At 65.2% G+C, this 13950-nt stretch carries 12 protein-coding genes; 7 read left to right on the forward strand and 5 right to left on the reverse strand.

What is annotated here, in order from left to right:
- Positions 1 to 2 precede the first annotated feature (2 nt).
- From ASF84_RS19090 to ASF84_RS19120, 7 genes are read left to right on the forward strand one after another with little or no spacing between them, the layout of a single operon-like run.
- Positions 3 to 947, forward strand: coding sequence for a DUF58 domain-containing protein (locus ASF84_RS19090; RefSeq protein ID WP_056840409.1), 945 nt, complete (start codon positions 3 to 5; stop codon positions 945 to 947).
- Positions 944 to 1438, forward strand: a complete 495-nt coding sequence (locus tag ASF84_RS19095) for a DUF4381 domain-containing protein (RefSeq protein WP_056840410.1) — start codon at positions 944 to 946, stop codon at positions 1436 to 1438. Before ASF84_RS19090 ends, ASF84_RS19095 begins: the two co-directional genes overlap by 4 nt.
- Positions 1431 to 2507: a vWA domain-containing protein gene (locus ASF84_RS19100; protein WP_056840411.1), complete on the forward strand. Its 1077-nt coding sequence runs from the start codon at positions 1431 to 1433 to the stop codon at positions 2505 to 2507. Before ASF84_RS19095 ends, ASF84_RS19100 begins: the two co-directional genes overlap by 8 nt.
- A complete protein-coding gene (locus ASF84_RS19105; protein WP_056840412.1) occupies positions 2504 to 4234 on the forward strand; it encodes a VWA domain-containing protein in 1731 nt (576 codons plus the stop codon). The genes ASF84_RS19100 and ASF84_RS19105 overlap by 4 nt, the downstream gene beginning before the upstream one ends.
- Positions 4231 to 5880, forward strand: coding sequence for a BatD family protein (locus ASF84_RS19110; RefSeq protein ID WP_056840413.1), 1650 nt, complete (start codon positions 4231 to 4233; stop codon positions 5878 to 5880). Before ASF84_RS19105 ends, ASF84_RS19110 begins: the two co-directional genes overlap by 4 nt.
- A 30-nt stretch (positions 5881 to 5910) precedes the next feature.
- The gene (locus tag ASF84_RS19115; RefSeq protein WP_056840414.1) at positions 5911 to 7155 is read left to right on the forward strand and encodes an exonuclease SbcCD subunit D C-terminal domain-containing protein; all 1245 of its coding nucleotides are present in this window, start codon (positions 5911 to 5913) and stop codon (positions 7153 to 7155) included.
- Positions 7152 to 10793, forward strand: coding sequence for an AAA family ATPase (locus tag ASF84_RS19120; protein ID WP_056840415.1), 3642 nt, complete (start codon positions 7152 to 7154; stop codon positions 10791 to 10793). Before ASF84_RS19115 ends, ASF84_RS19120 begins: the two co-directional genes overlap by 4 nt.
- Positions 10794 to 10813: 20 nt before the next feature.
- On the opposite strand, the gene ASF84_RS29210 is transcribed toward ASF84_RS19120, so the two are convergent.
- From ASF84_RS29210 to ASF84_RS19140, 5 genes are all read right to left on the reverse strand, one after another.
- Positions 10814 to 10984, reverse strand: a complete 171-nt coding sequence (locus ASF84_RS29210) for a hypothetical protein (RefSeq protein ID WP_153811681.1) — start codon at positions 10982 to 10984, stop codon at positions 10814 to 10816.
- Between the two features lie 298 nt (positions 10985 to 11282).
- Complete coding sequence (locus ASF84_RS19125) at positions 11283 to 11471, reverse strand: hypothetical protein (RefSeq protein WP_056840416.1); 189 nt, start codon at positions 11469 to 11471, stop codon at positions 11283 to 11285.
- 161 nt (positions 11472 to 11632) lie between these two features.
- Positions 11633 to 12808, reverse strand: a complete 1176-nt coding sequence (locus ASF84_RS19130) for a lactonase family protein (protein WP_056840417.1) — start codon at positions 12806 to 12808, stop codon at positions 11633 to 11635.
- 61 nt (positions 12809 to 12869) lie between these two features.
- On the reverse strand, positions 12870 to 13406 hold the full coding sequence (locus ASF84_RS19135; RefSeq protein WP_056840418.1) for a hypothetical protein: 537 nt from the start codon (positions 13404 to 13406) through the stop codon (positions 12870 to 12872).
- Between the two features lie 240 nt (positions 13407 to 13646).
- The gene (locus tag ASF84_RS19140; RefSeq protein WP_056840419.1) at positions 13647 to 13925 is read right to left on the reverse strand and encodes a DUF5629 family protein; all 279 of its coding nucleotides are present in this window, start codon (positions 13923 to 13925) and stop codon (positions 13647 to 13649) included.
- Positions 13926 to 13950: the final 25 nt, after the last annotated feature.

Consider the following 13950-nt stretch of genomic DNA (forward strand, 5'->3'; position numbering starts at 1 on the left):
CCATGCAGAGCGAGCTGATTGCCCCGCCCGGTATTAGGGTCAGCCTGCGTGAGCTGATCGAAATGCGCCATCGCGTGCGTGAGGTGCAGTTATTCTCCACCCCGACCCGGCGCAGCCCATTGATGGGCCTGCACCACTCCAAGCTGCGCGGGCGCGGGGTGGATTTCGATCAGGTGCGCGTGTACCAGGCCGGCGACGATGTACGCAATATCGACTGGCGCGTCACCGCCCGCACCCAGGAGCCACACACCAAGCTGTTTCATGAAGAACGCGAACGGCCGATCTTCCTGCTGGTCGAGCAGAGCCGCCGGCTGTTCTTCGGCTCCGGGATGATGTTCAAGTCAGTGCTGGCAGCCCAGGCCGCCGCCTTGCTGGGCTGGGCGGCACTTGAGCATAACGACCGGGTGGGCGGGCTGGTGTTCGGCGACCGCGAGCATTACGAAATCAAGCCAAGGCGCAGCAAGCAGAGCCTGTTACAACTGCTCAACCGGCTGGTGCGTATCAACCAGTCGCTGCACACCGAAATCGCCGCCGACCATGAGGCCTTCGGCACGGCCTTGCGCCGCGCCCGCGAGGTGCTGCGCCCCGGCAGCCTGGTGATTGTGCTGTGTGACGAACGGGCGCTGAGCGATGCCGCCGAACAGCAACTGAGCCTGTTGTCGCGCCATTGCGACCTGTTGCTGTTGCCGCTGTCCGACCCGCTGGACCGCGCCCTGCCCGCCGCCGGCCTGCTACGCTTTGCCGAGCGTGGCGCCAGCCTTGAGCTCGACACCCTGGATGCCGAGCTGCGCAAGCATTACCGCGATCAGGGCATTGATCGCTGCGCACGCTGGGAACGGCTGGCCAAGAAACTGCGCGTACTGTTGATGCCCTTGAGCACCCAGACCGATCTGATCGAACAACTGCAGCAGTTCCTCAACCCCCGGCGTCCGGGCAAACCCTCATGAACCCGCTGGAACAACTGCAACCGCTGATCGCTCCGCCCCCCGTCAGCGGATGGCCACCGGCCCCGGGCTGGTGGCTGCTGGCCCTGCTGCTGCCGCTGGCGGTCTACGGCCTGTGGCGCCTGCACCGGGTGCTGCGCACCAAGGCGCCGCTGTCGCGCGCCGAACAACCGCTGGACCCGTTGCGCGTGGCGGCCCTGGCCGAGCTGGCCAGCCTGCCCAAGCCCTACGACGGCGCCCCGGCCGGCGCCTGGCTGCAGCACATCAACGGCCTGCTCAAACGCTTGTGCCGCAACCAGTACCCCTACAGCCAGAGCCACACCCTGAACGGGCGCAAGTGGCTGGCGTTTCTCGACAACCGCTGCCCCGCCGCCGGCCTGACCCGCTGGATGGTGCTGGTCGAAGGCGCCTACAAGCCTGAATGCAAGCTCGACGACAAGGCCATCAGCGGCCTGACCCAGGCCGTCGACACCTGGATTCGCAAGCATGTTTGAATTCGCCTGGCCGTGGATCTTCGCCCTGCTGCCGCTGCCCTGGCTGATGCGCTGGCTGTTGCCGGTGGCCGATAACGGCGAAGCCGCGCTCAAGGTCAGCTTTCTCAACGAACTCGAAAGCCTGAGCGGTCGGCGCGCCAAGGCCAACCTGCCCGTCTGGCGCCAGGCCGGGCCGCTGCTGTTGATCTGGCTGCTGTTGCTGGCCGCCGCGGCCCGTCCGCAATGGCTGGGCGACCCGTTGCCGATCGCCGCCAGTGGGCGCGACCTGCTGGTGGCGGTGGACGTCTCGGGCTCGATGGACTACCCGGACATGCAATGGCAGGACGAGGACGTCACCCGCCTGGCGCTGGTGCAGAAGCTGCTGGGTGACTTTCTGGAGGGTCGCGAGGGCGACCGGGTCGGCCTGATTCTGTTCGGCAGCCAGGCCTTTGTGCAGGCGCCCCTGACCTTCGACCGCCATACCGTGCGCGTCTGGCTGGACGAAGCACGCATTGGCATCGCCGGCAAGAACACCGCCATCGGCGACGCCATTGGCCTGGGCCTCAAGCGCTTGCGCCAGCGTCCGGCCGAAAGCCGGGTGCTGGTGCTGGTCACCGACGGCGCCAACAATGGTGGGCAGATCGATCCGGTGACCGCCGCCAGGCTGGCCGCCGAAGCCGGCGTGCGCATCTACCCGATCGGCATTGGCGCCGACCCCGACAGCACCGGCGTGCAAAGCCTGCTGGGCCTCAATCCGAGCCTGGACCTGGACGAACCGACCCTCAAACGCATCGCCCAGCTCAGTGGCGGCCAGTACTTCCGGGCACGCGACGGCGACCAGTTGCAACGCATCCGCACCGCCCTCGACGCCCTGGAGCCGGTGGCCCAACAGCCGACCCAGGCCCGTCCGGCGCTGGCGCTCTATGCCTGGCCGCTGGCCCTGGCCCTGTGGCTCAGCCTGCTCTGGGTCATCGTCGAACTCTGGCCCAACAACGCTCTGCAACGCCTGCACACCTGGCTGCGCCAGAAACTGGCAGCGCAGCTGCAACACGTTCGACAACGCCTCAAACAGCTACGGAGCCCGAAATGATCAGCCTCTGGCCACACTGGCTGCGCCCCGCCTGGCTGCTGGTCGTACCGCTGCTGGCGTGGCTGCTGTACAAGCTCTGGCACCGGCAGAAACGCGCCGGGCGCTGGCAGATGATCCTGCCACCGGCCTTTCATCACGTCCTGCTCGGCGGCGGTCATGGCCGCGACAGCAAGACCCACTGGATCGTGCTCGGCATCGCCTGGCTGCTGGCCGTGCTGGCACTGGTCGGCCCGAGCTGGCAGCGCCTGGAACAGTTTGGCCAGAAGCCCATCGACCCGCTGGTGGTGGTGCTGGAGCTGACCCCGCAGATGCTGGCCAGCGACACCCCGCCCAACCGCCTGGAACTGGCCAAACGCAAGCTGCGCGACCTGTTGGCGACCCGCAACGATGCGCAGACGGCGATCGTGGTCTACGCCGGCAGCGCCCACACCCTCGTGCCGCTGTCCGACGACCTGGCCACCAGCCATAACCTGCTGGAAACCATCAAGCCGTCGATCATGCCACTGGCCGGCCAGCGGGCCGACCTGGCCATCGGCAAGGCCCTGGCCCTGCTGCACCAGGCCGACGTGGGCCAGGGCCGTATCCTGCTGATCGGCACGTCACTCAGCGAACAGGAGCGCCAGGGCATTCGGGGTGCCCTGGCCGGGCAAGGCACCCCGTTGCTGATTCTGGGCATGGGCAGCCGCGACGGTGCACCGGTCAGCCTGGACAACGGCGGCCTGCTACGCGACGAACACGGCGCAATCGTGCTGTCACGCCTGGACGGCGCCAGCCTCGATGACGTTGCTACGTCGATGGGCGGACACTACCAACAGGCCCGCAGCGACCTGCTGGACCTGCAAGGCCTGGGCCTGCTCGACAACCCGCAGCGTGTGCTCAACGACGGGCGTCGCCTGCGGCTGGACACCTGGGCCGATCAGGGCCACTGGCTGCTGTTGCCGCTGCTGCTGCTGGCCGCCTGCGCCATGCGCCGTGGCTGGCTGTTCGGGCTGGCCTTTTTATGCGTCTTGCCGCGCGAAAGCCTGGCATTCGACTGGCAGGACCTGTGGCTGCGCCCGGACCAGCAAGGCCAGCGTCTGCTGGAGCGCCAGCGCCCGGCCGAGGCCGCACAACGCTTCGAGAACGTGCAATGGCAAGGCATGGCGCTGTTTGCCGCCGGTGACTACGCCGGTGCTGCCCAGCGTTTTGCGGCCGGCGACAGCCCCGCCGACCATTACAACCGTGGCACTGCCCTGGCCTTGAGTGGTGAGCTGGAGGGCGCCCTGGACGCGTTCGACCAGGCCCTTGAGCGCCAGCCGGATTTTCCGGCCGCACAAATCAACCGGCTGCTGGTGCAACAGGCCCGCGATCAGGCCAGGACCACTGACGAACCGCCGCCCGGTGAGCCCGCCGAAGACGAAGAGCCGACCCCACAGACCGGCGCGACAGAGCAGAATGCCGCGTCAGCCGATGGCCAGAGCGACGCCCAACCCGGCGAGCAGGCGGACACCCCGAGCGCGCCAAGCGACCGCGACAACCCCAATGAAAGCGACACCGTGAGCGGCACGCCGATTTCCGACGACGCCGACAACACCACGCGTCCGCCGCTGCAAACCGGCGACGCGCCCCTGGACGGCGAACGGCGCCAGGCCCTGGAACACTGGCTGCGACAGATCCCGGACGATCCCGGCGAGTTGTTGCGGCGCAAGTTCCGCTACGAACAGCAGCATCAGGAAACCACCCCATGAGTCGTGCGTCATTGTTTGTCGGTTTGTTGCTCGGGGTATTCATGCTCCCGGCCCAGGCGGCGGAATTGACCGCCCAGGTCGACCGCACGCGCCTGAGTGCGGGCGAAACCGTGGAACTGACTCTGGAAACCAACGACGTGACGCAGTTCGGCAAGCCCGACCTGAGCGTACTGGACACCGACTTCGAGGTGCGCGACACCCGCCAGGTCAACCGCCTGACGACCCTGGACGGCGCCAGCCAGGCCAACACCCGCTGGCTGATCACCCTGCTGCCCCGACAGACCGGCAGTGTGCAGATTCCGCCCCTGACCCTGGGCGAACTGAGCAGCCAGCCGATCACCCTGCAGGTGCTGCCCGGCAACGTGCAGGAGCCGGCCAACGAACTGGCGCCGGTATTCATCGAGGCCAGCCTGGATCACGACAGCGTCTATGTACAGGCCCAGGCCGTGCTGACCCTGCGTATCTATCATTCGGTGGCGCTGTTCGACGACAGCAACCTCAGCCCGTTGCAACTGCCCGAGGCGCGCATCGAAAAACTCGGTGAGCCGCGCACCTATGAGAAGCTCATCAACGGCATTCGCCACGGGGTGATCGAAACCCGCTACGCCATCTACCCGCAGCGCAGTGGCGTGCTGCAGATTCCGGCGCTGGTGTTCAGTGCCACCCAGGTGCAGACCGCGGCGGCCATCGGCCCGGGTCAGCAACAGGCGCCCAACCCCTATGGCCCACAACCGGGCAAGGCGTTGCAGGTCAGTTCGGCCGAGATCACCCTGACCGTCAAGCCGACGCCCCACGACTGGCCGGCGCACCTGCCCTGGCTGCCGGCACGCAACGTGACGCTGGAAGAAAACTGGAACCCCGACACAGTCAATACCCAGGTCGGTGATTCGTTGACCCGCACCCTGAGCCTGCAGGTCGAAGGCCTGTCGGCGGCGCAACTGCCGCCCTTGACCAACCCGGACCTGCCAGGCCTGCGCCGCTACCCCGATCAACCGCAACTGAGCAACGAGGCCAATGAACGCGGACTGATCAGCCGCCGTCAGGAGAGCGAAGCGCTGGTGCCCAACCGTACAGGTGCCATGGAACTGCCAAGCATCGAGGTCACCTGGTGGAACACACAGCAAGAACACATCGAACACAGCAGCCTGCCGGCGCGCACCCTGCAAGTCACCAACAACCCGGGGCTTGCGGTCGACACGCCCGTGGGCGGCGATCACAGTGCCCTGGCACCGTGGCTGTGGGTCTGGCAACTGAGTACGCTGTTCTTTGCCTTCACCACCCTGTTGGGCGCGGTGTTCTGGTGGCGCGCCCGGGGCCAGCCGGCGGTGGCCCGCAGCGCCCAGAGCGGCCCCAGCCCGCGCACGGTGCTGGACGACCTCAAGCGCGCCTGCCAGGCCAACGACCCGCACGCCACCCGCCAGGCCCTGGACGCCTGGGCCCGCCAGCAACCGGAAACCCTGGCCGAAATGGCCGCCCGCTTCGTGCCGCTGTCCGATGCCCTGGACGGCCTGAACGGCGCGCTCTACAGCGAGGCCGGCCAGTTCTGGCTGGGCGAGGACCTGTGGCGCGCCATCGGCACCCTGCCGGCCAGCGAACGCTTACATGCCAATGGCGAGGCCGGACTGCCGCCGTTGTACCCCAAATAACGCGTTGCAGGTCAATCACAAGGTAATCACATGCGTCTGTTTCACACCTCTGACTGGCACCTGGGCCAGCACCTGCATGGCCAGGAGCGGGACTTCGAGCACCAGGCCTTCCTGACCTGGCTGCTGGCCCGCCTGGCCGAGCGCCGGCCCGATGTGCTGTTGATCGCCGGTGACATCTTCGACACCGTCAACCCACCGGTCAAAGCCCAGGAACGCCTCTACGAATTCATCGTCGACGCCCACGAGCAACAGCCGCAGCTGACCATCGTGATGATTGCCGGCAACCACGACTCCGGCTCGCGCATCGAGCTGCCTGCGCCATTGATGCGCCGCTTGCGCACCCATGCGCTGGGCCGCGTGCTGTGGCTGGATGACGGCCGCCTGGACGCCGAGCGTCTGTTGCTGCCGCTGCCTGACGCCAGCGGCGAGGTGCGGGCCTGGTGCCTGGCCTTGCCGTTCCTGCGTCCGGCCGAAGTGACCGGGGCACTGTCGGGCGATGACTACCTGCACGGCATCGCCCAGGTTCACCGCCTGCTGATCGACGCCGCCCTGGCCAAACGCCAGCCAGGCCAGGCACTGATCGCGGTCAGCCACGCGCACATGGCCGGCGGTTCGGTGTCCGAAGACTCCGAGCGCAGCCTGATCATCGGCAACGCCGAGGCCCTGCCCGCCAGCCTGTTCGTACCCGACATCACCTACGTCGCCCTTGGCCACCTGCACAAGCCCCAGCAGGTCAATGGCGAAGAACGCATCCGCTACAGTGGCTCGCCGATTCCATTGTCGTTTTCGGAAATCGGCTACAAGCACCAGATACTGGAAATCACCTGCGACGGTGAACGGCTGCTCAGCGTCGAGCCCCTGCTGATCCCGCGCACCGTGCCCTTGCAGCGCCTGGGCCCGTTGCCGCTTGATGAACTGCTGGTGCAACTGGCTGCCCTGGCCAATCTCGACCTGCTCGCCGAAGCCGAGCGCCAGCCCTGGCTTGAGGTGCGCGTGCGCCTGGACCAGCCACAGCCGGACCTGCGCAGCCGCATCGAGGCGGCCCTGCAGGGCAAGGCCGTGCGCCTGGTGCGCATCGCCGCCGAATACGCCAGCGCCCGTGACGATGACCCGGACACGGCCGGCGTCGAGTTGATCGACCTGGACCAACTGACCCCGCAGGAGCTGTTCAGCCGGGCCTGGCAGGACACCTACGGCAATGCGGTCGACGAACAGACCCTCAGCGATTTCGCCACGCTGCTGCGTGAAGTCCAGCACGAGAGCGAAGCCCCATGAAAATCCTTGCCATCCGCCTGAAAAACCTCGCCTCGCTGGCCGGCCCGTTCGAGGTCGACTTCACTGCCGAGCCCCTGGCCAGCGCTGGCTTGTTCGCCATTACCGGCCCCACCGGCGCCGGCAAGAGCACCCTGCTCGATGCGCTGTGCCTGGCGCTGTTCGGTGCCATTCCACGGCTGAGCCGTATCACCGCCTCCAAGGTGCCGGACATCGACGGCGAGATCACCACCAGTGACCCGCGCACCTTGCTGCGCCGCGGCACCGGCAGTGGCTACGCCGAGGTCGACTTCATCGGCATCGATCAGCGCCGCTACCGTGCCCGCTGGGAAACCAACCGTGCCCGCGACAACGCCGCCAAGAAACTGCAGGCCAGCCGCCAGACCCTGACCGACCTGGACAGCGAACAGGTGCTGAGCAACCAGAGCAAACGCGAGTTCGAGCAACTGGTCGAGCAACGCCTGGGCCTGAACTTCGAGCAGTTCACCCGCGCCGTGATGCTGGCCCAGAGCGAGTTCAGCGCCTTCTTGAAGGCCGACGACAAGGAACGTAGCGAACTGCTGGAAAAGCTCACCAACACGGCGATCTACAGCCAGTTGGGCAAGCGCGCCTACCTCAAGGCCAACGACGCCAAAAAAGCGCTGGACGACCTGAACCTGCAAGCCACCGGCGTCGCGCCCATGAGTGTCGAAGAGCGCGCCGACCTGGACCGGCGTGTGCTCGACGCGCAAACGCAGTTCAAGGCGCAACAGGCCAGGCTGCGCGCGCTGGAGCTGCAACAGCAATGGCTGGCGCAACTGCAACGCTTGGGCGATGAAGCCCTTGAGGCGCGCCACACCCTGACGACCGCCGAGCAGGACTGGCAACAGCTCGGTGAGCTGCGCCAGCAGTTGGAGCATCTGCAAACGCTGGCGCCACAGCGTCATCACTTTGCCCGCCAGGCCTCACTGCACGCACAACTGACGCCGCTGGCCGAGCGTATCGCTCAACAACAAGCCCGCCGGGTCGAACTGGACGCCCAGGCCACAGACCTGCAAGCGCGCCGCGACAACGCGCATACCACGCTGCAGGCCGCCCAGCAGCAGCTCGTCGAGGTCCGGCCACGCCTGCAGCAGGCGTTCGATGCCCAGAACACCTTGAGTCACCTGGCCGAGGGGCTGGACAAGGCCCGTACGCAACAGCAACACAGTGCACAAGCGTATGAACAGGGCCAGGCGCAACTGAAGGCGCTGCTCGACCGACAGCACCAGGTCGCCCAGCGCCTGGAGACAATCACCGGGCAACTGCAGGCCAGCACATCGCTGGCGCCGCTGACCCAGGCCTGGAGCGCCTGGCGCGACCGCCTCAAAACCCTGACCCTGACTGCCAACCGCGTGCGCCAGGGGCAGCACGAGTTGCCGGCCCTGGTGCAGCGGGCGATGGAAGCCGAGCAGCAACTGGGGGTGCAACGCAGCGCGCTGGACGTGCTCTACCGCGAAGCGGATGTCGAACCTCAGGCGGTCACCGAGCACCTGCAATTGCTCGGTGGCCTGCTGCAGGACAACCGCAAGCAGCACCGCGCCATCGAAGATCTCAGCCGCCTGTGGAGCAGCCGGCAAGCCCTCGATGCGCCCTTGCAGGCGCTGGGCGAGCAATTGCACAGCGCCCAGCAGGAACGCGAACACCTCACGGCCCAGGGCATGGCCGTGGCCGAGCAACTCAAGGTCGCCGAACAGACGCTGAACGTCACCCGACAATTGCTTGATCGCCAGCGCCTGGCCCGCAGTGCCAGTGTCGAGGCTCTGCGCAGCCAGTTGCAAAACCTGCAGCCCTGCCCGGTGTGCGGCAGCGCCGATCACCCCTGGCACAAGCCCGAGGCGGTGCTGCAAGGCCTGGCCGAGCATGATGAAAGCGAGCAAAGCCGTGCCGAAAAGGCCGTGGACGAACTCAAGGACCAGCGCAGCCAGCTGCGTGAACAGGTCGGCGTAGTCATTGCGCGGCAAAAGGATGCCTTGCAGCAGCACAAACAGTTGCAAGACCAGCAACAGCAGTTGACCGCGCAGTTGCAGGACCATCCGCAGGCCGCTGCCGTGCTCGATCGCGCCGAGGCCGAGCGCAGCGCCTGGCTGGCCCGCCAGCTTGACCAGCTCAACGAAGTGATTCTCAAGGACGAACAGCGCCAGCAGGCCCTGCTCACGCTGCAACAGGACGCCGCTCAGTTGCAGCATCAGTTGCAACAGGCGCAGCTGACCAGCCAGGACGCCACTCGGCAGGTCGAGGAGCAACAGCGGCAACTGCACGCTGACCGCGAACGCCTTGAGGAAGCGCTTGATGCACTGGCCGGTGTCCTGCCCGATGACACCCTGGCGGCCTTGCGCGACGACACCAGTGCCAGCGTCATGCGCCTGGAACAACAGGTGGGCGAGCGCCTGGCACTGATCGAACAGCAGCAGGATGAGGAGCAGGAACAGGCCGAGCGGCAGAAGGCTGTCGAGCAACTCCAGCACACGTTGAGCAGCGACCGGCAGCGCCAGCTCGAACTGCAACAGCACGTGCAGCAATTGAGCGATCAGCAGCACGCCAGCCAGGCGGCCTTGAGCGACTTGCTGGGCACGCATGCCCGTGCCGAACACTGGCAACAGGCACTGGAGCAAGGTGTCGAACAAGCCCGCAGTGCGCAAGCCGAGGCCGCACAGGCCTTTCAGGACAATCAGGCGCAGCTCATCCAGCTGGCAGCCGAACTGACCGCCGGCCAGCAACAGCACCAGGACCTGCAAAGTGAATACCTTGGGCTGCTCGAACAGCTCGCTGCCTGGCGCAACGCCCATTCGCAACTGGACGACAATACCCTGCAGGCCTTGCTGGATTTCGATCCGGCACAGGTCGAGCCTTTGCGCCAGCGCCTGCACGCCAGCGACAAAGCCCTGGAACAGGCCAGGGTATTGGTCCAGGAGCGCGAGCAGCGCCTGAGTCAGCACGAAGCGCAACAGTCCGGTAGCGATGCCGCGGCCCTGGCCGAGGCACTGCTGAGCACCCAGGCCGAGCTCGCCCTGAGTGAGCAAGTGTGCGCCGACCTGCGCGCGCAGGTCAGTGAAGACCAGCGGCGCCAGGCCGAAAGCGGTGAATTGCAGGCGCGTATCGAACACGCCAGTACCGAGCGGCTGCGCTGGGGGCGCCTGGCCGAGCTGATCGGTTCGGCCGAGGGTGATCGCTTCCGCAAGCTGGCCCAGGCCTACAACCTCGACCTGCTGGTGCACCACGCCAACGCCCAGTTGCGCCAACTGGTGCGCCGCTACCGCCTGAAGCGTGGTGGCAGCCTGCTGGGCCTGCTGGTGCTGGACACCGAGATGGGTGACGAGATGCGTTCGGTGCATTCGCTGTCGGGCGGCGAAACGTTCCTGGTGTCGCTGGCGTTGGCACTGGGGCTGGCGTCGATGGCGTCCAGCACCTTGCGCATCGAGTCGCTGTTCATCGACGAAGGTTTCGGCAGCCTGGATCCCGAATCACTGCAACTGGCCATGGATGCGCTGGACGGCCTGCAGGCACAGGGGCGCAAGGTCGGGGTGATTTCCCATGTGCAGGAAATGCACGAGCGCATCGCCGTGCAGATCCGGGTCAGACGCCAGGGCAATGGCCTGAGCACGCTGGAGGTGGGGTCATGAGCAACCCCACTCGACGGCCGTCAGGACGCGTGAGCGGTGGCTGGCTCGGCGCTGTGCACCACCACCGGCGCCTGGGCGTCGGTCAGGCTCGGGCTCATGCTGGTCACAGTGACCACACCAATGAGCACCACGTACAGGGCAATGGCAATCCAGGCGCCTTGCTTGATCGAATGAAGCAGTGCAGTGGCCATGTTTGAATTCCTCGTCTTTGCGTCGCACCAGAGTGCTTCAAAGGTTGATCCATGAGAAAGCATGTCTTTGCATACCGGCGATCACTGGTATTGATGCCTGCCGGTCCTGAAAGTTGAATCTTTTGTATGGCCCAAAAGAAACATCCCCGCAGAGAGTACCCTGCGGGGATGACGAATATAAGCGAAGCTTTCGCGAACCGGCTGGCCGACGAGGTCTGCGTAGTCTGCTGCGCGATGAGCAGGGGTCGCCAGGAAAGTGGGCTAACAGGCTCGCGAAAGCTTCATTGAGTGCTGTGTTTCAACGCACGCTTTTATGATCAAGGGCGGCGTAAAAGTTGGCGCTCTGTTGCAGGTACTGCGGGGTGTAGCTCTGGGTCTGGTTGGCATGCAGTCTTTTTTCGGTGATTTCCGAACTGGCGCTGGCAGGCAGGGCAACAGTGGCAGAGATGGCCGATGCAGCAATGATGGAAAACATATTGAAGTTCATGGGGCGATTCCTCGGAAGGGGTTTCAGGTCCGGGCCGCTGGGGCCATGGGTCAAACTTACTCCCGAGGCGGGTCTGGCAAAAATCTTTTGCAGCACTAGCTTCTATCACTGCGAATGATAATGGCTGTAGCCCGCCAACGGCGCGGGCCAGAGCCGTTGGCTTACTGCGGGTCGGGCAGAAAGACCAGTGATGACGGCGCATCGAAATCCAGTGCCTGCACGATATCGCCCAACAGGCCGGTCTGCGGATCGCGGCGCAAGGTGACGATCTGGTTGCTTTTCTGGTTGGCGATCAGCAGGAACTTGCCGGAGGGATCGATACTGAATTCACGCGGCTCATGTCCTTCGACCGAACGCCGCTGGATTTCCTTCAACTGGCCAGTGGTGGGGTCGATGCTGAACACCAGCATCTCGTTGACCTCGCCACGGTTGGCCACATACAGAAAACGCCCGTCGGCCGATGCATGCAGGCCGCTGGCGCCATTGGCCTTGCGCTCGGCGCCTTTCAGGTCGACCAGTTGCGTGCGTCGAAACTTGCCATCCAGGTAATCGAACACCGCCACCTGCCCGGACATTTCCAGGGTCAGCCAGGCATGCAAGCCATCCTTGCTGAACAACAGGTGCCGCGGCCCGCTGCCCTTTGGCAGCACAACGTTCGATTGCTTTTTCATCCACTGCAGCGGTTGCGGCTGGTCGGCGTGATAGCGATAAACAAACAAGCGGTCGGCGCCCAGGTCGGCGGCCACGACATACTTGCCCTCAGGGTCGGGCACCACCGAGTGCACATGCGACGAGGCTTGTCGCTCACGATTGACCTTGCTGGGCGCATTGGGCCCGTGCGTTTGCACCGCGTCCCCGAGTTGCCCACCCTCACCCACCGGCAACACCGTCAGCAAGCCGCCCGGTTTTGACTGAACCGCATAATTGGCCACCAGCAAAAAGCGTTGGTCCGGGGTCAGGCTGGCGTGGGTCGGCTCATCGCTCTGGCTGGCCACCTGATTGATCAGCGTCAGCTGCCGGGTAGCGGGATCAATGCTGTAACTGCTGACCTTGCCTCGCTCATCACGCTGGCCTGGGCCGTTCTCGTTGACGGCGAACAGGTAATGTCCTTCTCGCGACAGCGTCAGCCAGGAGGGGTTGTCGGTCTGCACCACCTGGCGCGGCCCGGGCTCGATCAGCCCCGTCTGGCTGTCGAACCCCATGCGATAGATCCCCTGGCTGCTGCCCTGGGTGTAGGTGCCCACTAATAGATCGGTGTCTGACATACCCTGAGCCTGAGCGCAAAAGAGACTGAGTGCCCCGGCAAGCGCCAGCCAGGGCCGTGAAGATTGGATCATGATGGCCTCCTTTTTATTGTCATAGTCTGTTCAGACAGGACAATGCGCCAGTCATCAAGGTTCAACCTTCAGGCACCAGCACCGCCGTGGCCTCCATGGCCAGAGGCAGCCCATTGATACTGGGAATGAACAAGGTGGCCAGCCCGCGATAATCGGGACGGTACTGGCGAATCTGGGCCAGCGGGTCCAGGGAAACGCCGGTGATGGCCAGCGCAACCACCAGGTGCGTCAGGGAAAACGGCCGGCGCATCGGCTTGAGGCCTTGCCGGGCGATGGGTGCCAGCAACACCATGCCGATCAGCAGCCAGATGAACAATCGCGGCATCAGTTGCTGGCGATCCAGGCCCAGGTCCCACAACGACCAGACCGTACACAGCGACAGGCACAGGCTGAACAGCCAGATGGCCACGCGCAGCGCCAGCACCAGCAGCAGGCCGCACATCACCAGACCCAGCCCGGACAGCAGGAAGTAACACGAACCGCCGAGGCTGACGAGCTGGTAACCGGCGATGATCTGCACCACGCCCAGCACCAGCAGCGAGGCCCCGAGAAATGTCGGAAACAGCCGTGCACGGCTCAACGCACCTTGAATAGACATTGAAACTCCCTGTTTTTTCTTGTCGTTCGATTTCATGAAACCGAGGCGCGGCCAGAAGCCGGCGCGGCAAACGTCGTTACCCCGTGAGCGGGGCAAGAAAAGGCAAGCACATCCGTGTGTAGTGCCCGAAAGGCTCCGGGCACCCTACCAACCGATGCCGGGCCCCTGAGCATTGATTGTCAGCGGGCCGGCACGCCGGGGCAGTCTAGCGGTTGAAGCGTGGCCAAAGACTGATCTGGATCAATCCTCGTCGGCTTCTTCGTCATCGTTGGGGCTGAAAGCATCAAGGCAGACCACGCGATGATCGGACTCACCATTGTTGATGACCCAGCTTTGCAGCGATTCGTCGAAGGACGCAGCCTGCACCTGCTCGGCGCTGAAGGTCCAGACCTTGCGCGCGCGGCCATCCATACACTCGATCTGCAGACCGTTTTCGAGGCTGAAATCCGAGGCATACAGCCCGTCGATCTCAAGCAGGGTGGTGGCTTGCAGGGTTTGCAGAAAGCTGGAAGTTGTCATATGCACTCACGAAACGGCGGATAAA

The organism is Pseudomonas sp. Leaf127 (genome assembly GCF_001423155.1).
Taxonomy (GTDB): Bacteria; Pseudomonadota; Gammaproteobacteria; order Pseudomonadales; family Pseudomonadaceae; genus Aquipseudomonas; species Aquipseudomonas ovata.